Genomic DNA, 18966 nt, shown 5'->3' with positions numbered 1-18966 from the left:
TACGCCGACGGCGTCGAGGTGCCGCTGACCGCGACCGAGTTCGACCTGCTCGCACACCTCCTGCGCCGACCGGGACGGGTCTTCACCCGCGAGCAACTGCTGAGCGAGGTCTGGGGTTACGGCGCGGTCGCGGGCACACGCACTGTCGACGTCCATATTGCGCAGCTCCGCGCAAAGCTTGGCGCCGCGAGCCCGCTGCGCACCGTCCGGGGCGTCGGCTACTCGGCCGAGGAACCGGTCACCCGACCGTGACCACCGCCCCGACCGTCGCACCCGGTGAGCCCGCCACACGTTCCCGGCGCCGCGCCCGGCTCTCGGTGCGCATCGCGCTGCTCGGGGTGGCGGTGGCGGTGCTGACGGCGACCGTCTCGGGCGCGCTCTCCATCGGATTGATCCGCGCGGCGGGCGACGAGCCGGCGCGCACGGCGCTGCGGCGGCTCGCCGACGTCGCGCAGACCGTCGCCGACCGACCCGCCCGGGCGCAGCTGCGGCTCCGGGCAGCGCTGAACGGCCTGAAGATCCGGATCGGCGAGCTCGACACCGGCGGCACGCTCACCGCGTCCGCACCGCTGGTCACGAACTCGGTGACGCCCACAGACATCGACCGGGTGCTGGCCGGTCACGACGTCGACCGCGCCACCTCGTCCGTGCTCGTCGAGGGGCGCCCCGCCCGCAGCGGCGGTGTCTTCCTCGTGCAGCGCCGGGACGACGCGGTGTCGGCCGACCGCCGGGCGATCCGCCGCATCCTGCTCGGTCTGCTCATCGGTGGCGTCGTCGCGGCCGGGCTCGGGCTGGCCGTCGCGGCCCGGCTCAGCCGTCCGCTGCGGCGCACCGCCCGCGCCGCCCACGCCCTCGCCGACGGTGCCCGCGACGTCTCGGTGCCGGTCGAGGGGCCCGCCGAGGTCGCCGAGGTCGGCGAGGCGATCAATGTGCTGGCGTCCGCGCTGCGATCGTCGGAGGGCCGGCAGCGCGACTTCCTGCTGAGCGTGTCGCACGACCTGCGCACGCCGCTCACCGCGATCTCGGGGTACGCCGAGTCGCTCGCCGACGGTGTCGTGCCGGGCGAGGAGGCGGCCGCGGTCGGTGCCGTGATGCTCGACGAGACGCGGCGGCTGCAGCGCATGGTGGCCGACCTGCTCGACCTCGCCCGGCTCGACGCGCAGGACGTGCGGGTCGAGGTGAGCCGGGTCGACCTCACCGCGCTGGTCGATGCGGCGGCGAACGCGTGGACGGAGCGGTGCGCGCAGGTCGGCGTGCTGCTACGCCGGGAGCACGGCGGCGGCGCGCTCGTCGTCGACACCGACCCCGGGCGCCTGCGGCAGGCCCTCGACGGCCTCGTCGAGAACGCGCTGCGCGTCACCCCGGCGGGCGCGCCGATCGTGCTCGCCACCCGCAACGAAGCGGGTGCCCAGCGGATGACCGCCGTCGTCGAGGTGCGCGACGGCGGTCCCGGGCTCACCGACGACGACGTGACCGTCGCCTTCCGCCAGGGCGAACTGCACCGCCGCTACCGCGGCGTGCGTCAGGTCGGCACGGGTCTCGGGCTGGCGATCGTGCATCGCCTCGTCACCCGGCTCGGTGGCACCATCGCGGCCGGGCGGGCACCGGAGGGCGGCGCGGCGTTCACGATCCGCCTTCCGGTGCCCTGACCTCCCCCAGGCCGCTCAGGAGCGGAGCTCGAACACCAGCCGCGCGGTCGGGGTGCCCGTACCGACACCGGTGACGACGACCTTGTCGCCCGACTTCACCGTCGAGATCGTCGTCTTGCCGCTGCCCTGACGGCGCACGTGCGTGGCCGACGTGACCGTGAAGGTCTGCGTCGTGCCGTCGGCCGTGTGCACCTCGATCGACGAGGCGCTCACGGCTGCGACCGTGCCCCGGTCGAAGGTGTGGGTGACGAACTGGCCCTGCTTGTTCTCGGTGACGACCTGCCCGTGCACGGCGCGACGGGCGAGGCGCTTGAGCACGTCACCGTGGTGGTGCTTGGCCGAGGCAGACGCCTTGGGCGCGCCCGACGGGGTGCCCGGTGTGGTCGACGGGGTGGCCGAGGCGGTGAGGGTCGCGCCGGTGATGCCGACGGCGGCGGCGGCGACGCCCCCCGCGATGAATTTGGTGATCATGTGAACCAGCCTGCCTCGCCGATGTGCAGCGTGGACCAGGGAAATGTCAGCGTCGTGTTCGGGGACGGCCCGGGACGACTCCGGGCCACCGTCGCCCCGATCGGCCCGTGTGCCCCGCGCCGCCGCCGCAGGACGCTGGCGCCGAGGGGGAACGACGCAGCAGCCGCGGTCGGCGCGGCCCGTCGCCCACGAGGAGACGACGATGAGACGACGCACGTTCGACCTGATTGCCGGGCTGGTCGGCATCGGCCTCGCCGTGATCCTGCTGGTGGCCGGGGGCCTGCTCACCTGGGCGCACACGTTCACGCAGAACGAGGTGCACGACCAGCTGGCCGCACAGCGGATCTTCTTCCCGCCCGCCGGCAGCGACGCGATCAAGGCCCCGGAGTTCGCGGCGATGCGCCAGTACGCCGGTCAGCAGCTCACCACCGGCGACCAGGCCGAGACCTACGCCGACCACTTCATCGCCGTGCACCTCAAGGCGATCGGCGGTGGCAAGACCTACGCCGAGCTCAGCGCGCAGGCGATCGCGAACCCGACCGACACCAAGCTGCAGGAGCAGGTCGCCACGATGTTCAAGGGCGAGACGCTGCGTGGGCTGCTGCTGAACGCCTACGCCTTCTGGAAGATGGGCACGATCGCCGGCGTCGCCGCGATCGCTGCGTACATCGGTGCCGGCCTGATGGCGGTGCTCGGCGGCCTCGGTCTGTGGCACGCGCGCCGCGTGACCGACGAGGTCGAGGTGTTCGACCACCACACCCGTCGCACGCACCACCCGCTGCCGGCCTGATCGCAGGGGGCCACCGGGCCCGCACCCGGTGGCCCCGCACCAGCGCCGCCCCGCGTCCGCGGTCCCCCACCCCGGGCGTGGGGCGGCCCGCTGCATGGCAAGGTCGAGGGGTGGCGTACTTCGCGCGACTCTCGGCGAACCGGTTCCGGGCGACGGCCCACGTCGGTGGCGCATGGAGCATCGACGAGCAGCACATCGCCCCTGCGCTCGGGCTGCTCGCGCACGAGGTCGAGCGTGACCGCGACGAGCGCCGCGGCGCCGACCTGGTGCTCGGCCGGCTGTCCTACGACATCCTCGGCACCGTCCCCGTCGACGTCGTCTCGACCACGGTCGAGGTGCTGCGCCCGGGCCGCACCATCGAACTAGTCGAGGCCGTGCTGTCGCACGCCGGCCGCGCGGTCGTGCGGTTGCGGGCCTGGCTGCAGCAGCCCTCGGACACCGCCGCCCAGCGCGGCAGCGACCTGCCGCGGATCCCGCCGGCGGACGAGCTCGAGCCGTGGGACCCGACCACCGTGTGGCCGGGCGGCTTCATCGCGTCGGCCGAGGTGCGGCGTCGGCAGGTCGCGCCCGGGCGGGCGGTCTTCTGGGTGCGCACGGCCGAGCCCCTGCTCGCGGACGAACCGGTGAGTCCGGTCGCCCGGCTGGCCGGGCTGATCGACATCGCCAACGGCATGACCGTGCGCGCCGACCCCCGCTCGGTGGCGTTCCCGAACCTCGACCTGACGGCGCACCTGTTCGGCGTGCCGTCGGGCGAGTGGCTCGGCTTCGACACGACCGTCAGCTTCGGCGCGTCCGGGCTGGGCGTCACCAGCAGCGTGCTGCACGACCGGCGCGGGCCGATCGGCACCTCGGCGCAGATCCTGACCGTGCGCCCGTCGCCCGCCTGACCCTCACCGGGCCGGGTGCACCACCGCGGCCGCGCTGCCGCCGCGCCGCACCGGCTCACCCGCCGCGAGCACCAGGCCGTGCCGCTCGAACTCGAGCCCGGACGCCACACCGATCGTCGGCGGGATGCTGATCGACGGGTCGAGCGGCGACGTCGAGCTCACGGCGAACTTCTGCCCGAGTGCTTCGAGCCCGGGCGTCGTCGGCTCGGCGAGGAACGCCGGTTCGGCCTGCGTCGTCGCACTGTTGCGCTGCGAGGCCCGGGGTGCCGCGATGGCAGCGGGCAACGAGTACCCGAGGTCGATCCGGTTCACCAGGATCTGTACGACGGTCGTGATGATCGAGGCGCCACCGGGTGAGCCGACGGCGAGGAACGGACGCCCGTGCCGCAGCACGATCGTCGGCGACATGCTCGAGCGCGGGCGCTTGCCGGCCGCCGGGAGGTTCGGGTCGGGCGCGCTGCCCTGTGTCGGCGCGAAGTTGAAGTCGGTGAGCTCGTTGTTCAACAGGAAGCCGCGGCCGGGCACGACGATGCCGCTGCCGCCGAGCTCCTCGATGGTGTTCGTGTAGGAGACGACGTCGCCCCACCGGTCGCTGACGACGAAGTGGTTGGTGTGGGCGCCCTCGTTGCCGGGGGTGGTCCTCGCCGTCGCCGGCCGGCACGCGCCCGACCCGGTGAGGCTGCCCGGCGCGACCGGGCTGGCGAGCGCGTGCGCAGGGTCGATCAGGCAGGCCCGCTGCCGCGCGAACCGGTCGGACAGCAACGTGCGCTGCGGCACCCGCACGTACGACGAGTCGCCCACGTAGCGGTTGCGGTCGGCGAAGGCGAGCCGGGTGGCCTCGAGGTAGTGGTGCAGCGCCTGCACACGGCTCATGTGCCGTAGGTCGAAGCGCCCGAGGATGTCGAGTGACTCGCCCACCGTGATGCCGCCGCTGGATGACGGCGCCATGCCGTCGATCTCGTACCCGCGGTAGGTCGACCGGGTCGGCGCGCGGTCGATCGCGCGGTACGCCCGCAGGTCGGCGAGGGTCATCGGGCCGGGGATCGGCTTGAGCGTCGCGCCCGGCGCGAGCGGCAGGTGGTGCACGGCGTTCACCACGTCGCGTCCGATGGCACCGCCGTAGAACGCGGTCGTGCCCTGACGGGCGATCTGCTGGTACGTGGCGGCGAGATCGGGGTTGCGGAACGTCGAACCCACCTCCGGCAGCGCGCCGCCGGGCAGGAACAGGTCGCGGGTGGACGAGAACTGCGCGAAGCGGGCCTGGTTCTCGCGGGTGAGCTCGCGGAAGGTGGCGTCGACGACGAAGCCGTTGCGCGCGACGGCGATCGCCGGCTGCAGGTCGTGGCCCAGGCTGAAGCGTCCCCAGCGCTGCAGGGCCCGCTGCCAGGTCGCGAGGTTGCCCGGCACGCCCACCGACAGGCCGCTGGTGACCGCGGTCGGGAACGACAGCGGGGTGCCGTTCGCGTCCAGGAACATCGTCGGGCCGTCGGCGGCGGGGGTGGTCTCGCGGCCGTCGATGGTGACGACACGGTGCCGACGGGCGTCGTAGTACAGGAAGTAGCCGCCGCCGCCGATCCCCGCGACGTACGGGTCGGTGACCCCCAGGGTCGCGGCCACCGCGACGGCGGCGTCGGCGGCCGTGCCGCCCTGCCGCAGCACCGCGATCCCCGCGGCGGTCGACTCGGTCGTGTCACTGACGACGGCGCCGCCGTAGCCGCGGGCGACCGCCTGCTTCGGCGGTGGCGTGGCGGCCGAGGCCGCCACCGGACCTGCAGCGACGGCGGCGCCGGCGACGACCAGGCCGGTGAGGACGACGGACACGGGACGACGGCGCATGGCTGGGCTCCTCGACACGGCGACGCAGGCGCACCCGTTCTACCCCTTTCGACCGTTTCGTCACACCACCCGGCCGCGCCCGCTCAACTCGCCGCACCCGGTGCCGATCACCTCGGCGGACCGGCGAGGGGCCGTGCCACCCACCCACGAAGGAGCGCCGCATGGCCGCCAAGAAGTCGTCGAAGTCGTCCGCCCCGGTCGAGCCGGCCGCGAAGGCGCCGAAGGCCGCGAAGGTGCACCCCGGCAAGACCAAGGGCGGCTACTCGGCGGCCAAGCTGGCCGAGCGGGCCGCGAAGCGGGCGGGCGCCATCGCCGCCTGATGCGAGCGGCCGCGCCGTCCGTTCGGACGGCGCGGCCCCGTCTCGGGCGGCCTCAGGCCGCGGTGCCGACGAGGTAGGCCCTCGCGACGAGACGCGTGGTCAGCGTCGACGTGCCGGGCCTGCCGGTGCGGACGGTCCAGACCGGGTGCGACTCGTCGATGCCCGAGTGGTACGCGGTGATGCCCGCCCACACGGCCGAGCCGTCGGAGCAGTAGTAGGTGGCGAAGAGGTTCGGGTGCCCGACCAACTGGCCGCCCGCGCCGCCGATCCGCAGCTGGCAGGCAGTGCCGTTGCGCAGCACCAGGTCGAGCGGCGAACGGTCGTGCAGCGGCGCGGCCGAACCGAAGCCGTCCACCAAGGGCAGGCGGTACAGGGTGTGGCTGCGGGCGTCGCGCAGGCACAGCGCGTAGCGCGGCCGGGCGGCATGCCAGCACGCGGGCGCGTACGCGGCGCTCGGCGAGCACTCGAGGATGTTCGCGTCGACCGCGGCGGGTGACGCCTCGTGCCCGCTGCAGAAGATGCCGTCGCTCGTGGTCACCGCACTGAAGCCCGCGGCCGGCACGTGGGCAGCGGTCACCGGACGGACGATGACGCGCTGGGTCGGCGGCACGGTGGCACCGGCGGACACCGGCGCGAGCAGGGCGCCCGCGAGCACCGCCAGGACGGAGACGGCGGACGCGACCGGGCCGGCGAACCGGGCACGACGGACGGCGGTGGACGGCATGGGGCTCTCCGGTCTGCGGGCAGTTGACGGCACGGTACCGAGGAGGCCGTCGACCGCGTCGTGATACACGCGGGCACGGAGCCGCCGGATCGATCAGGCGTCCGCTGACGCCGGCGTACCCCCCGGTCGCCAGCCCAGCGCGGGGCCGAGGCGCTCGGCCATGTCGGTGAGCATCTGCACATAGTCGTCCGGCGCGAAGGTGAAGGGTGCCGAGTTCGATGCGACCGGTGCGCTGACTCGCCGCTGCCAGCACGGCCACGGGAGAGGAGATGCCGAACTGGAAGTGCCGGTGCCGCAGCCAGGCACTGTCGAAGCCGAGACGCTCGCCGAGCTCGATCACCTGCAGGGTCTGCTCGTGACCCGCGGCCGGGTGCTGCGGGTCGAACAGGCCGATGGTGAGGAACCCGAGTCGTTGCAACGGGACGCCGGACGGTGGCATGCGGCCAGCGTCCCAGAACCTCTCCGCCGCGGCGGTTGAGCGCACAAGATCTTTTCGCGCCGTTCTGACCGCCGAGGGCTGATCCGTCACGGGCCCGGACATTTGTTGCCGCGCGGCGCCGCCGGGGGTTTGCAGTGATCTTGATCAAGGTAGCCCCGCCGTGAGCATCCGGACGGACCGCAACCGGCGGCCCGCACTCACGAACGGAAGGCATCCTCCGATGACCTCGCTTGCACCAGAACGCATCATGGGCACGACCGCCGTCGACCAGCAGGGCGACAAGATCGGCAAGATCGGCCAGGTCTACCTCGACGACCGCACCGGTGAGCCGACCTGGGTGACCGTCAGCACCGGCCTGTTCGGCACGAAGGAGAGCTTCGCGCCGCTGCGGGGCGCACAGCACGACGGCGACAACCTGGTGCTCGCCGTGACGAAGGACCAGGTGAAGGGCGCCCCGAACATCGACGACGACGGGCACATCGACGAGCAGCAGCAGGCCGAGATCTCGCGCTACTACGAGGGACTGCTCGGCACCACCGGGACGGCGGGCACCGCCGACACGACCGGCACCGGCGGGTTCGCCGACACCGCAGACACAACAGACACCGCCGGGTACGCCGGCGGGACGACGGGCGCTGTCGGGCACGACACGTCCGGGCCGAACACGACGACGCGATGACGCGGTCGGAGGAGCAGCTGCACATCGGCACCGAGCAGGTAGCCACGGGACGCGCGCGCCTGCGCAAGTACATCGTCACCGAGCACGTGACGCAGACGGTGCCGGTCTCGCACGAGGAGCTCCGCGTCGAGCGCGAGCCGATCACCGACGCCAACGTCGGTCAGGCCCTCGACGGCCCCGACCTGTCGGAGGAGGAGCACGAGGTCACGCTGCACGCCGAACGTCCCGTGGTCGGCAAAGAGACCGTGCCGGTCGAGCGCGTGCGGCTCGGCACCGAGACCGTCACCGACCAGGCGACGGTCGACGAGCAGGTGCGCAAGGAGCAGATCGACGTCGACGGCGACGGCACCTCGGGCAACCGGGGCACCGTCTGACCCGCGGCACTCACCCCTCGCGGCGCACGGGCCTCGGTCCGTGCGCCGCGGCCTGGGCCCGGGCGTGGGCCGCGGCCGCAGGGCACCACGGATCCGCTGTCTCGACGACGAGGGCGGCCAGTCCGGCCGCGCGCTCGTCGGCCGACGCCGGTCGGTGGATGCAGGTGCAGCGGATGAGCACGGCGTCTCCAGCGGTCGTGGACGAACCCCGCGGAACCACCCTGTCCCATCGGTCGTTGATCACATCATCATGAGCATGAGCACCGGCGCATCGCTGCGACTCGCCGTGCTCGGCGACTCGATCGCGTACGGGCAGGGCGCGGCCCGGCCCGACCACGCCGTCGGCCCGCGACTCGCGGCCGCGCTGCACGCGGACGGGATCAGCGTCACGGTGCGGGTCGTCGCCGTGCCGGGCGCTCGCAGCGACGCGCTCGCCGGCCAGGTGCGCCGGGCGCTGCCCGACGGGCCGCAGCTCGCCGTGGTGATCATCGGCGCGAACGACCTGACCCACTTCGTCCCGCCCGACGTCGCCGCCCGGCAGCTCGGCGACGCGGTCGCCGCCCTGACCGGTGGCGGCACGCGCGTCGTGGTCGCACCGGCGCCCGACCTCAGCGCCGTGCCGTGGGTGCCGGTGCAGTTCCGCGGGCTGGTGCGGCAGGGCAGCGCCGCGCTCCGGCAGGCGCAGACCCGCGCCGCGCTCGCGCACGGGGCACGCGTGGCCGATGTCGAGGGCACGGCGGCGCACCGCTTCGCGAAGGACCGCACGCTCTTCTCGGCCGACCAGTTCCACCCGTCGAGCGCGGGGTACGCGCTCATCGCCGAGACGCTGCTGCCGGCGGTGCGGGCCGCGGCGGACGAGGTGCTCGCCGCCTGACCCCGCCGGCCGCCCGCCCGGGCGGGGTCAGCCCCGCCCGGTCTCGGACTGCAGGCGTTCGATCTCCTTGCTCGCGTCGGCCTTCGAGAGGTCCGCGGGCGGCTCCTCTCCGGCCTCGCGGGCGAGGGTGTGCAGGTACGACTCCTGCGGCCCGGTCATCGGCTCGTCGCCGGTCACCCACTCGTCGACCGGTCGCTCGGCGGGGCGGGAGGTGTCCTGCGTGCTCACGGTGCACTCCTGTCACTGGGTCTCACTGGTCGAACTTCCGTTCGATGCAGTCCTACCCCGCGGGCCGCCCGCTCAATCAGCGGAGCCGTTCGCGCAGCCCGTCCTCGGCACCGGCCGACGCGGCGAGCACGAGTTCGTCGCCGGCCTGCAGCACGAGCGTCGGCCCGGGCACGAGCACGCCGCCGTCGCGCCGCACGCCGACCACCACCGCGCCGTCGGGCAGGCCGAGACCTGCGAGGTCGCTGCCGTCGAGCCGGCTGCCGGCCGCAACGGTGACCGCGACGATCGTCCCCTGCCCCTGCTGCAGCGTCATCAGCTCGACCAGGTCGCCGACCGTCACCGCCTCCTCGACGAGCGACACGAGGGCCGACGGCGTCGACACCGCGACATCCACCCCCCACTGCGGGCCGAACAGCCAGCGGTTGCCCGCGTCGTTCACCCGGGCCACGACTCGGGGCACACCGCACTGCGTCTTGGCCAACAGGCTGAAGACGAGGTTCGCCTTGTCATCGCCGGTCGCCGCCACCACCGCGTCGCACAGCGCGATGCCCGCGCGGTCGACGGTGCCGAGCTCGCACGCGTCCGCGAGCATCCAGTCGGCCGCCGGCGTGAGCTCCGGACGGAACTTGCGGCGCAGCCGCTCGATGATGAGCACCCGGTGGCCGTCGGCGAGCAGCTCGCCGGCGATCGAGCGGCCCACCGAGCCGGCCCCGACCACCGCCACCCTCATCCCGGTAGCCTAGGCGCTTGACGTTGCACGAGCTGTACCTCGCCCTGGTCGTCGGGGGGCTCGTCGTGCTGGCCAGCATCGGGGCCACCCGCCTGGCCGCCGGGGTCGGTCTGCCGAGCCTGCTGCTGTTCCTCGGTGTCGGCGTGCTGCTCGGCGAGGACGTCATCGGCATCCACTTCAGCGACGCCCGACTCGCCCAGGACCTCGGCACCGCCGCGCTCGCCGTGATCCTCATCGAGGGCGGTCTGGCGACCCGGTGGGCCGACGTCCGCGCCCAACTCGCGCCCGCCGGTGTGCTGGCGACGGTCGGCGTCGGCGTCAGCAGCGTGGTGACGGCGCTCGGGGTGCACTGGCTGCTCGGCCTGTCATGGCAGCTGTCGCTGCTGCTCGGGGCGATCGTGTCGTCGACCGACGCCGCTGCGGTCTTCTCGATCCTGCGGACGCTGCAACTGCCCAGACGGGTGGTCGGCCTGCTCGAGGCCGAGTCGGGGTTCAACGACGCGCCGTCGGTCATCCTCGTGCTGCTGTTCAGCAGCGTGCCGTTCCACGTGTCGGGTGAGGAGCTGCTCGGCGATCTCGTCTACGAGCTCGCCGCCGGCGCCGGCATCGGGTTGGTGCTGGGCCGCGTCGGCGCCTTCGGTCTGCAACGGCTGGCGCTGCCCGCGTCCGGGCTCTACCCGATCGCGGTCTTCGGACTCGGCGTGCTCGCGTTCGCCGCGGCCGGCAGCGTGCACGCGAGCGGCTTCCTCGCCGCATACCTCGCCGCGCTGGTGCTCGCCAACGCCGGACTCCCCCACCGCGCGGCCACCGCCTCGTTCGCCGAGGGCATCGGCTGGCTCGCGCAGATCGGCCTGTTCGTGCTGCTCGGCCTGCTCGTCGCCCCGCACGAACTGCCCGGCGAGCTCGGCCCGGCGCTCGTCGCGGGCGCGGTGCTGCTGCTGCTCGCACGTCCGCTCTCGGTGCTCGTCAGCCTGCTGCCGTTCCGCGTGCCCCTGTGGCAACAGGCCTTCGTCTCGTGGGCGGGGCTGCGCGGCGCCGTCCCGATCGTGCTGGCCACCTTCCCGGTGGTCGAGGGCGTGCCGTCGAGCCACCGCGTGCTCAACATCGTCTTCGTCCTCGTGGTGCTGTTCACCCTCGTCCAGGGCCCGAGCCTCGGGCCGCTCGCGAAGGCGTTGCGGATCGCCCCGCGCGAGAGCACCCGGCAGGTGCTGGTCGAGACGGCACCGCTCGACGTCCTGGACGCGGAGCTGCTGACCATGACCGTGCCGCGGCACAGCGAGCTCAACGGCGTCTCGGTGCTCGAGCTGCGCCTGCCCGAGCCGAGCGTGATCACCCTGGTGATCCGCGAGGGCCGCACCTTCGTGCCCGACCAGGACACCGCGCTGCGCGTGGGCGACGAGATCCTCGTCGTCACCACCCGGCTCACCCGCGAGGCCACCGAGCGGCGGCTGCGCGCAGTCAGCCGACGCGGACCCCTCGCCCACTGGTTCGACGAGTACGGCGAGCCCGACTGAGCACGGCGCCGCCGCACCCCGTCCCACCGGATCTTGATGGTCAGAGCGGGGCCCGACCCGCCGTCGCCATGACGGTCGACGAGCGCGCGGCCGGGTCAGTCGAAGAAGCCGACGCCGGGCAGCGGGGGGCGGGTGGTGTTCCGGGCGCCCGCGGCGATGCGCACGGCACCCGCGGCGATGCCGGCGAGCAGGACCACGAAGACGACCAGGGGTGGCCAGACCGTGAGGGCCGTGGGCCGCTCGAGCGAGCGGGGCGGCGGACCGGCGTCGGCGAGGGCGCCCAACGGGACGCCGGCCATGACCGTCGCGTCGGGTGCACCCGCAGCCCCGACCGCGGTGACGGCCGGATTGCCGTTCATCCGCAGCTGCGGCACCAGGGAGTAGCAGCCGCTCGCGGGCGCCGGCGCCGAGGTGACCTCGACGGCACCGTCGCCGGTGAATCCGCTCGCAGGCCCCGGGGCACCGGCGGGGGCCCGGGCGAACGACACCCCCGCGCACCCGTCGGCACCCACCGGCGCGCGCACCAGGGCGACCTGCACGGTGCCGCCCTGCCCATAGGTGCCGCTGACGGTGACATGGGCGGGCACCCCGGTGGGCGTCTCGGTCCACGTTCGGTCGGCACTGACCTGCAGCGTCGGACGCAGCACGTAGACGACCTGGCTGCCCGCGAGCGCGATCGGCACCTGCGCGTGGGTGCCCCCGGGCAGGTCGAGGGCGACCGCGCCGCCGAGCTGGTAGCAGCCGGTGTCCGTGAGCGCCGCGCTCGTGACCTGGTACGCGCGGTCGCCGCCGACGCGCGCCGAGACCACGGTGCGGGGCGGCTTCGACGACCAGTCGACGGCCGAGCAGTCGCCGCTCGGCGGTGTCGCGGGGCCGCGCACGGTGATCGTCGCCGTGCCGCTGAGCGAGTGGCTGCGGGCGAGCGTGAGTCGCCCGCCCAGCGGCCCCGGCCCGATCACGTCGCGGCCGGCGCTGAAGCTGCTGACCGTGTCGAGCACGGTGAGGGCCGTCGCCGGTGCGCGCGCCGTCGCCTGGGGCACGGCGTCGGTGGTCGTGATCGTCGCGGTGACGGCGTAACAGCCGGCCTGGGTGGGCGTCCAGGTGCCGGCGTCGACCGTGCCGTCGCCGGTCACGTCGAGCTCGGCCGAGGTGAAGGCCACCGGCCCGGCGGCCGTCGCCACCTGCGGCGCCGCACTCGGCCCGGCGGCGGGGGGTGCCGCGGGCTGCGGGCACAGGGCGTTGCCCCGCAGGCGGGTCGGCCCCGTCACCTGCACCGAGGCCTGGCCCGAGTGGCCGCGCATGCCGGTGACGTCGAGGCTGAGCCGCACGGGGCTCTGCACCACGCCGGCCTGGCTCGACGACGCCACGGCGAGGTGCGGGTCGGCCCGCTGGTCGACCGCGACCACCGTGTCGGCCGTGAAGTCCTGCGGCGGGTCGGCGAAGATCGCGCCGACCGTGCCGGGCGGGGCCGTCACGACCTCGAGCCCGACCGCGACCGAGGCGGTCGCCCGGACGTCGATGCTGGGGACGGTGCCGCTGGGCACCGCGTAGTCGACGGCGGCGCTGCCGTCGCCACCGGTCGTCACGGTGGTCCGCGCGGCGCCGCCGAAGATGTCGCTGCCGGCGTCGAGCGTGACGTCGACACCCGCGGCGGGGCCGCCGGCGCCGGTCACCTGCACGGTGAGCCGGTAGGTCGTGCCGGGCACGGCGCGGCGGGTCGAGCTGCTCAGCTTCAGCCGGTACGGTCCGGCCGCGGCGGCCGCCTGCGCGACGAGGGCGCTCGCCGTGCCCGGGTCGACGCACGAGGGCGCACCCCCGGGATCGGTGCGGTCGAGCACGGCGCGAGCGACGGTCGCGGCCCGGTCACCCGCGTGCTGCGAGAGCAGCGCGGCATAGGTGGCGATGTCGGCCGCGGACGCGAACCCGAGTTCGCCGGGCGCGAGCGGGGCCACGCCGCGGCCCGCCACCGACGCCTGCGGCAGCTGGGCGCTGTCGGTGGTGCCGTCGGAGCTGACCGCGGTGGTGATGAAGTCCGGTGCGCCGTCGCCGAAGTCCCACGAGGCGAGCGGCGAGGTCACCTGGCCCTGGGTGCAGACGACGCCGTCGGTGTAGGACGCCTTGGCCACACCCCACGTGCCGCCCGCGGCGAACGCCGGTGCGGCGACCAGCAGCCAGCCGCCCAGCACCACCAGCAGCAACCACGCCACCGGGGTCCTGGTGCGGGCGCAGCCACGCCCAAGATCCCGCGCCGTCACCAGTCGATCGTGCCATTCCCGCCGATACGCTCGGCGCAGCGGCGATGAGGAGACCCTGATGTCCGACGCTCCACCACCCTGCGTCCTCGTGATCTTCGGCGCGTCCGGCGACCTGACCGCCCGCAAACTGCTGCCGGCGATCGAGCGCCTCGCCACCTTCGACCGGCTGCCGGACCACTTCGCGCTCGTCGGCGTGGCGCGCACCGAGATGTCGGACGACGCCTTCCGTGACCTCTGTGCGCGGGCCGCCGCGCGCGACGGCGAGCCCGTCAGCGAGCAGTGGCAGCAGGTCGTCGCCCACGCGCGCTACGTGCACGGCGGCTACGACGACGCCGGCACCTACGAGCGCCTGCGCGGCGTGCTGGCCGAGTGCGACGAGTCGCTCGGCACGTCGGGCAACTACGTGTACTACTTCTCGACCCCGCCCAAGCTGTTCGCGTCCATCGCCCTCATGCTCGGCAAGAGCGGGCTCAGCGAGGGTGCGCGCGGCGGACGGGCGCGCGCGGTGATCGAGAAGCCGTTCGGGTGGGACGAGCAGAGCGCGAAGGACCTCTACGTCGACCTGAACTCTGCGTTCGCCGAGGACGACATCTTCCGCATCGACCACTACCTGGCCAAGGACACCGTCCAGAACCTGCTGGCACTGCGCTTCGCCAACTCGATCTTCGAGCCGATCTGGAACCGCAACTGGGTCGACCACGTGCAGATCACCGTCGCCGAGACCCTCGGCGTCGGCGAGCGCGGCGGCTTCTACGAGACCGCGGGCGCGATGCGCGACATCGTGCAGAACCACGTGCTGCAGATCCTGTCGCTGTTCCTGATGGAGCCGCCGACCTCGTTCCACCCCGAGGCGATCCGCGACGAGAAGGTGAAGCTGCTGCGGGCGGTGCGCGTCTGGGAGTCGCCGGTCGACATCGCCGCCAACGCCGTGCGCGGCCAGTACACCCGCGGCGGCACGCGCGAGGACATCATGGACGGCTACCGCGGCGAGCCCGGCGTCGACCCGCTGTCGAATGTCGAGACCTTCGTGGCACTGCGGCTGCTGATCGACAACTGGCGCTGGGCCGGCGTCCCGATCTACATCCGCACCGGCAAGCGGCTGCCGCGCCGGATCACCGAGGTGGCGATCCAGTTCCAGAAGCCGCCACAGCTGCCGCTGTTCCCCGAGAGCGCCTCGATGCTCGACCCGGACGCCCTCATCGTGCAGGTGCAGCCGGACGAGAAGCTGTCGATCCGCTTCGGCGCCAAGGTGCCCGGGCTCGCCTTCGAGGTGCGCAAGGCCGAGATGGAATTCAGCTACGGGGCCGGCTTCGAGGAGCACTACCCCGAGGCGTACGAGCGGGTGATCCTGGACGCCCTGCGTGGCGACCCAACGCTGTTCATCCGCGCCGACGAGGTGGGCCGGTCGTGGAAGATCGTCGACCCGATCCTGCAGGCGTGGGCGGCCGACGACGACCCGATCCCGCTCTACCAGGCGGCGACCTGGGGCCCCCGCGAAGCCGGTGAGCTGCTGGCGCGCGACGGACGGGCGTGGCGTGAGCTCTGACCCGCCGGGCGCGCCCGTCGGTGGGGTGCGCCTGTCGCTGTGGCGGGCGGCCGTCGGGTTCCGGCTCATCGCCGCGGCGCTGTGCCTCTACCGCATCGTGCGCTGGCGGCACCTGTACGCCCACGCCTGGGTGGCGTGGTCGGTGGCGGCGGCGATCGTCGTCGTCACCGCCGTCGTCTTGTCCCTGGCCCTCGCCGGACGCGCCCACCGCCACGGCGTCGTCCTCGCCGACCTCGTCGTGAGCGTGCTGCTCACCTTGGGGACGCTCGCGGCGCAGACCCCGGCCCAGTTGCACGGCGGCATGCCGACCCTCACCACCGTCTGGGCGGCCGGCGCAGTGGTCGGGGTGGGCTTCGTGACCGGCTGGCTCGGCGGCGTGCTCGCCGCCGTCGTCCAGTTCGCGGCGAGCGTGGTGGTGCGCGAGGGCTACGACGGCAACACCCTCGCCAACGGCGCGCTGCTGCTGATCGTCGGTGCGGTCGCGGGCTACCTGGCGACGCGCACGCGCCGGGCCGAGCTCGCGCTGGCCGCCGCCGTCGCCGAGGCCTCGGCCGCTGCCGAGCGCGAGAAGCTGGCCCGCTCGATCCACGACGGCGTGCTGCAGGTGCTCGGCCTGGTGCACCGCAAGGGACTGGCCGCCGGCGGCGAGTGGGCCGACCTCGCCGAGGCGGCCGCCACGCAGGAGTCGGCCCTGCGGGCGCTCATCACCTCGCGCGCGCTGCCCGCACCGGGCGGCGGCAGCCTCGCCGTCGCGCTCGCGGCCCTGCGCTCCGAGCGGGTCACCGTCTCGCTGCCCCCGGACGACGTGGCGCTGACTCCCGAGCGCACCACCGAGGTGGTGGCGATGGTCGAGGCGGCGCTGCACAACGTCACGCAGCACGCCGGGTCCGCCGTGCACGCCTGGGTGCTGCTCGAGGTGCTCGGCGACCGGCTCTGCGTCACGGTGCGCGACGACGGGGTCGGCGTGACCCCCGAGCGGTTGGCCGAGGCCGCCGCGCAGGGACGCTTCGGGGTCGCCCGCTCGATCCAGGGCCGGGCCCGCGAGCTCGGCGGGCACGCCGAGGTGCGCGGTGACGCCGACGGCACCGAGGTCGAGATCGAGGTGCCCCTCGTCGCGCCGGTGGAGGCCCGCACATGACCGACCGGGTGATGCTCGTCGACGACCATCCCATCTGGCGCGACGCAGTCGAGCGCGACCTCGCCGCCGGCGGGTTCGAGGTGGTGGCCGCCGTCGGCGATGGCGAGACGGCCGTGCGGGTGGCGCCCGCGGTGCGCCCTGACGTCGTGCTGATGGACCTGCAGCTGCCGGGGCTGAGCGGCGTCGAGGCGACGGCCGCGCTCGTCACCGCCGACCCGACGATCCGGGTGCTCATGCTCTCCAGCTCGGGCGAGGACGCCGACGTGCTGGCCGCGGCGAAGGCCGGCGCCCGGGGGTACCTGGTCAAGTCCGCGTCCAGCGCCGAGCTGCTCGACGCGGTCACGCGCACGGCGGCGGGCGAGGCGGTCTTCTCCCCCGGCCTCGCCGCGCTCGTGCTCGGCGAGTACCGGCGGCTGTCGACCGTCCCCGCCGCAGCACCCGACACCCCGGTGCTCACCGAGCGCGAGACCGAGGTGCTGCGGCTGGTCGCGAAGGGGCTGACGGCCAAGCAGATCGCCGACCGGCTCGTCGTCTCGCACCGAACGGTGCAGAACCACGTGCAGAACACGTTGCGCAAGCTGCAGCTGCACAACAAGGTCGAGCTCACCCGCTGGGCGATCGAGCAGGGCATGACCGAGTAGCAGTACTCGACTCCCCCGACCGCGATGATCTCGGGGAAACCCCGGTTCCGACCCGGGTTTCCCCGAGATCATCGCGTGGACGGGCGGTGCAGGCACGTGACGAACCCGTCAGCCCCGCCCGCCGGCGCCACCACTACGTTCGATCTCATGACCGACCCGCTGACGTCCGGCCTCGTCGACACGCTCGGCATGGCCTTCACCGAGATCACCGCCGACCGGGTCGTGATGACGTGGCCGGTGACCCCGGCGCTGCACCAGCCGTACGGGATCGTTCACGGCGGCGTGTACTGCTCGGCGGTCGAGACGGCCGCGAGCGTCGGCGCTGCCACCTGGTACGGCGAGCGCGGCCAGGTCGTCGGCGTCTCGAACCACACCGACTTCCTGCGGGCCGTGCGCGAGGGCCAGTTGACCGCCACGGCCACGCCGATCCACCGCGGCGGACTGCAGCAGCTGTGGCTGGTCGAGATCACCGACGACGAGGGCCGGCTGGTCGCCCGCGGCGAGGTCCGGCTGCAGAACCTGGCCAAGCGCGACTGACTGGCGCCGTCCGAGCACACCAGTAGGGTTCGAACCATCGAGAGCGAAGGAGCCACCGCCGTGTCCGACACCGCCCCGGCCGTCATCACCGTCCCCGAGCACGACCCGCTCGAGGCACCGATCCGGACGGCGACGGAGGGCTCGGCCGCCGCGGACATCAGCAAGCTGCTGGCCAAGACCGGCGTGGTCACCTACGACCCCGGCTTCGCGAACACCGCGTCCTGCTCGTCCGCGATCACCTACATCGACGGCGACGCGGGCATCCTGCGCTACCGCGGCTACGACATCGCCGAGCTGGCCGAGCACTCGACCTTCCTCGAGACGAGCTACCTGCTCATCAACGGCGAGCTGCCGACGGCCGACCAGCTGGCCGACTTCGAGGGCAACATCCGCCGGCACACGCTGCTGCACGAGGACATGAAGCGCTTCTTCGAGGGCTTCCCGGCCGACGCGCACCCGATGCCGGTGCTGTCGTCCGGCGTCTCGGCGCTGTCGACCTTCTACCCGAGCCTGCTGCAGCCGGTGAGCCAGCAGGACTTCGAGCTCGCCACCTACCGCCTGCTCGCCAAGCTGCCGACGATCGCGGCCTGGGCGTACAAGCGCAGCGTCGGGCAGGCGTTCCTGTACCCGGACAACTCCCTCGGCCTCGTCGAGAACTTCCTGCGCATGACCTTCGGCCTGCCCGTCGAGCCGTACGAGGTCGACCCCCGCGTCGTCCGGGCGCTCGACAAGCTGTTCATCCTGCACGCCGACCACGAGCAGAACTGCTCGACCTCGACGGTGCGGCTGGTGGGTTCGTCCCAGGCCAACCTGTTCGCCTCGGTGTCGGCCGGCATCAACGCGCTGTTCGGCCCGCTGCACGGCGGCGCGAACCAGTCGGTGCTCGAGATGCTCGAGTCGATCCGCGACGCCGGCGGCGACGTCGCCGAGTTCGTGCGCAAGGTCAAGAACAAGGAGGACGGGGTCAAGCTCATGGGCTTCGGCCACCGCGTCTACAAGAACTACGACCCGCGCGCGGCGATCGTGAAGGCGTCGGCGGACGAGGTGCTGCAGCTGCTCGGCAAGCGCGACCAGCTGCTCGACCTGGCCATGGAGCTCGAGCAGGTCGCCCTGTCCGACGACTACTTCGTCGAGCGCAAGCTCTACCCGAACGTCGACTTCTACACCGGCGTCATCTACAAGGCGATGGGCTTCCCGACCCGCATGTTCACGGTGCTGTTCGCGATCGGGCGACTGCCCGGCTGGCTGGCGCAGTGGCGCGAGGCGAGCAGCGACACGCACACGAAGATCGGCCGCCCGCAGCAGCTCTACACGGGTGCGCCGCGCCGCGACTA

General features: G+C 73.6%; 19 protein-coding genes and 2 pseudogenes. 13 read left to right on the top strand and 8 right to left on the bottom strand.

The genetic code is table 11. The annotated features are described in order from the left end of the window. Window positions 1–252 (top strand): winged helix-turn-helix domain-containing protein (locus tag ACTHMS_RS04085; protein ID WP_440305392.1); only part of this gene is annotated, 252 nt, incomplete at its 5' end. Further along, window positions 249–1649, top strand: a complete 1401-nt coding sequence (locus ACTHMS_RS04080; RefSeq protein WP_440305391.1) for an ATP-binding protein — start codon at window positions 249–251, stop codon at window positions 1647–1649. The genes ACTHMS_RS04085 and ACTHMS_RS04080, both read left to right, overlap by 4 nt. 15 nt (window positions 1650–1664) lie before the next feature. Here the strand turns inward: ACTHMS_RS04080 and ACTHMS_RS04075 are convergent, their stop codons facing one another. Further along, a complete protein-coding gene (locus ACTHMS_RS04075; RefSeq protein ID WP_440305390.1) occupies window positions 1665–2120 on the bottom strand; it encodes a hypothetical protein in 456 nt (151 codons plus the stop codon). Between the two features lie 202 nt (window positions 2121–2322). Here ACTHMS_RS04075 and ACTHMS_RS04070 point away from each other — a divergent pair, with 202 nt between their 5' ends. Continuing rightward, entirely contained in the window at window positions 2323–2910 is a 588-nt protein-coding gene (locus ACTHMS_RS04070; RefSeq protein ID WP_440305389.1) for a hypothetical protein, read from the top strand. A 110-nt stretch (window positions 2911–3020) separates the two neighbouring features. Then, window positions 3021–3797 carry a thioesterase family protein gene (locus ACTHMS_RS04065; protein ID WP_440305388.1) on the top strand — a complete coding sequence of 259 codons (777 nt, stop codon included), beginning with the start codon at window positions 3021–3023 and terminating at the stop codon, window positions 3795–3797. A gap of 3 nt (window positions 3798–3800) precedes the next feature. Here the strand turns inward: ACTHMS_RS04065 and ggt are convergent, their stop codons facing one another. Continuing rightward, a complete protein-coding gene (ggt, locus tag ACTHMS_RS04060; protein WP_440305387.1) occupies window positions 3801–5633 on the bottom strand; it encodes a gamma-glutamyltransferase in 1833 nt (610 codons plus the stop codon). A 161-nt stretch (window positions 5634–5794) separates the two neighbouring features. Between ggt and ACTHMS_RS04055 the strand changes: the two genes are divergently transcribed. Next, complete coding sequence (locus tag ACTHMS_RS04055) at window positions 5795–5953, top strand: hypothetical protein (protein WP_440305386.1); 159 nt, start codon at window positions 5795–5797, stop codon at window positions 5951–5953. Between the two features lie 52 nt (window positions 5954–6005). Here ACTHMS_RS04055 and ACTHMS_RS04050 read toward each other — a convergent pair whose 3' ends face one another. After that, complete coding sequence (locus ACTHMS_RS04050; protein ID WP_440305385.1) at window positions 6006–6677, bottom strand: hypothetical protein; 672 nt, start codon at window positions 6675–6677, stop codon at window positions 6006–6008. Between the two features lie 205 nt (window positions 6678–6882). Then, window positions 6883–7116: pseudogene (locus ACTHMS_RS04045) on the bottom strand (LLM class flavin-dependent oxidoreductase); the annotation flags it as partial. Window positions 7117–7336: 220 nt separating this feature from the next. Between ACTHMS_RS04045 and ACTHMS_RS04040 the strand changes: the two are divergent. After that, window positions 7337–8169 (top strand): annotated as a pseudogene (locus tag ACTHMS_RS04040) (DUF2382 domain-containing protein). A gap of 10 nt (window positions 8170–8179) precedes the next feature. Here the strand turns inward: ACTHMS_RS04040 and ACTHMS_RS04035 are convergent. Next, window positions 8180–8350, bottom strand: coding sequence for a hypothetical protein (locus ACTHMS_RS04035; RefSeq protein WP_440305384.1), 171 nt, complete (start codon window positions 8348–8350; stop codon window positions 8180–8182). Window positions 8351–8425: 75 nt separating this feature from the next. On the opposite strand from ACTHMS_RS04035, the gene ACTHMS_RS04030 reads away from it, so the two are divergent. Further along, entirely contained in the window at window positions 8426–9043 is a 618-nt protein-coding gene (locus ACTHMS_RS04030; RefSeq protein ID WP_440305383.1) for an SGNH/GDSL hydrolase family protein, read from the top strand. Window positions 9044–9070: 27 nt separating this feature from the next. Here ACTHMS_RS04030 and ACTHMS_RS04025 read toward each other — a convergent pair whose 3' ends face one another. Both ACTHMS_RS04025 and ACTHMS_RS04020 read right to left on the bottom strand, forming a co-directional pair. Beyond that, the gene (locus ACTHMS_RS04025) at window positions 9071–9271 is read right to left on the bottom strand and encodes a DUF3072 domain-containing protein (RefSeq protein WP_440305382.1); all 201 of its coding nucleotides are present in this window, start codon (window positions 9269–9271) and stop codon (window positions 9071–9073) included. 76 nt (window positions 9272–9347) lie between these two features. Beyond that, the gene (locus tag ACTHMS_RS04020; protein WP_440305381.1) at window positions 9348–10001 is read right to left on the bottom strand and encodes a potassium channel family protein; all 654 of its coding nucleotides are present in this window, start codon (window positions 9999–10001) and stop codon (window positions 9348–9350) included. A gap of 17 nt (window positions 10002–10018) precedes the next feature. Between ACTHMS_RS04020 and ACTHMS_RS04015 the strand changes: the two genes are divergently transcribed. Continuing rightward, window positions 10019–11515 carry a potassium/proton antiporter gene (locus ACTHMS_RS04015; protein ID WP_440305380.1) on the top strand — a complete coding sequence of 499 codons (1497 nt, stop codon included), beginning with the start codon at window positions 10019–10021 and terminating at the stop codon, window positions 11513–11515. A gap of 95 nt (window positions 11516–11610) precedes the next feature. Here the strand turns inward: ACTHMS_RS04015 and ACTHMS_RS04010 are convergent, their stop codons facing one another. Then, window positions 11611–13722, bottom strand: a complete 2112-nt coding sequence (locus ACTHMS_RS04010; RefSeq protein WP_440305379.1) for a hypothetical protein — start codon at window positions 13720–13722, stop codon at window positions 11611–11613. Window positions 13723–13828: 106 nt separating this feature from the next. Here ACTHMS_RS04010 and zwf point away from each other — a divergent pair, with 106 nt between their 5' ends. The 5 genes from zwf to ACTHMS_RS03985 form a co-directional block, all read left to right on the top strand. Continuing rightward, window positions 13829–15316, top strand: coding sequence for a glucose-6-phosphate dehydrogenase (gene zwf, locus ACTHMS_RS04005; RefSeq protein WP_440305378.1), 1488 nt, complete (start codon window positions 13829–13831; stop codon window positions 15314–15316). Next, window positions 15306–16454, top strand: coding sequence for a MacS family sensor histidine kinase (gene macS / locus ACTHMS_RS04000; RefSeq protein WP_440305377.1), 1149 nt, complete (start codon window positions 15306–15308; stop codon window positions 16452–16454). Before zwf ends, macS begins: the two co-directional genes overlap by 11 nt. Continuing rightward, entirely contained in the window at window positions 16451–17095 is a 645-nt protein-coding gene (locus ACTHMS_RS03995; protein WP_440305376.1) for a response regulator, read from the top strand. Before macS ends, ACTHMS_RS03995 begins: the two co-directional genes overlap by 4 nt. A gap of 147 nt (window positions 17096–17242) precedes the next feature. After that, window positions 17243–17632 carry a PaaI family thioesterase gene (locus tag ACTHMS_RS03990; RefSeq protein ID WP_440305375.1) on the top strand — a complete coding sequence of 130 codons (390 nt, stop codon included), beginning with the start codon at window positions 17243–17245 and terminating at the stop codon, window positions 17630–17632. A gap of 84 nt (window positions 17633–17716) precedes the next feature. Beyond that, a partial coding sequence (locus ACTHMS_RS03985) for a citrate synthase (RefSeq protein ID WP_440305393.1) occupies window positions 17717–18966 on the top strand: 1250 nt, incomplete at its 3' end.

Source organism: Jatrophihabitans sp. (assembly GCF_051960575.1).
In the GTDB taxonomy this organism is placed as follows: domain Bacteria; phylum Actinomycetota; class Actinomycetes; order Mycobacteriales; family Jatrophihabitantaceae; genus JBQCEE01.
This window is presented reverse-complemented; position numbering and strand designations above follow the sequence as displayed.

What these genes read in the sequence shown, in the direction of transcription:
- ACTHMS_RS04020 (WP_440305381.1), bottom strand. Translation starts at nt 10,001, where the DNA reads ATGAGGGTGGCGGTGGTCGGGGCCGGCTCGGTGGGCCGCTCGATCGCC.
- zwf (WP_440305378.1), top strand. Translation starts at nt 13,829, where the DNA reads ATGTCCGACGCTCCACCACCCTGCGTCCTCGTGATCTTCGGCGCGTCC.
- ACTHMS_RS04055 (WP_440305386.1), top strand. Translation starts at nt 5,795, where the DNA reads ATGGCCGCCAAGAAGTCGTCGAAGTCGTCCGCCCCGGTCGAGCCGGCC.
- ggt (WP_440305387.1), bottom strand. Translation starts at nt 5,633, where the DNA reads ATGCGCCGTCGTCCCGTGTCCGTCGTCCTCACCGGCCTGGTCGTCGCC.
- ACTHMS_RS03990 (WP_440305375.1), top strand. Translation starts at nt 17,243, where the DNA reads ATGACCGACCCGCTGACGTCCGGCCTCGTCGACACGCTCGGCATGGCC.
- ACTHMS_RS03995 (WP_440305376.1), top strand. Translation starts at nt 16,451, where the DNA reads ATGACCGACCGGGTGATGCTCGTCGACGACCATCCCATCTGGCGCGAC.
- ACTHMS_RS04050 (WP_440305385.1), bottom strand. Translation starts at nt 6,677, where the DNA reads ATGCCGTCCACCGCCGTCCGTCGTGCCCGGTTCGCCGGCCCGGTCGCG.
- ACTHMS_RS04070 (WP_440305389.1), top strand. Translation starts at nt 2,323, where the DNA reads ATGAGACGACGCACGTTCGACCTGATTGCCGGGCTGGTCGGCATCGGC.
- ACTHMS_RS04030 (WP_440305383.1), top strand. Translation starts at nt 8,426, where the DNA reads ATGAGCACCGGCGCATCGCTGCGACTCGCCGTGCTCGGCGACTCGATC.
- ACTHMS_RS04075 (WP_440305390.1), bottom strand. Translation starts at nt 2,120, where the DNA reads ATGATCACCAAATTCATCGCGGGGGGCGTCGCCGCCGCCGCCGTCGGC.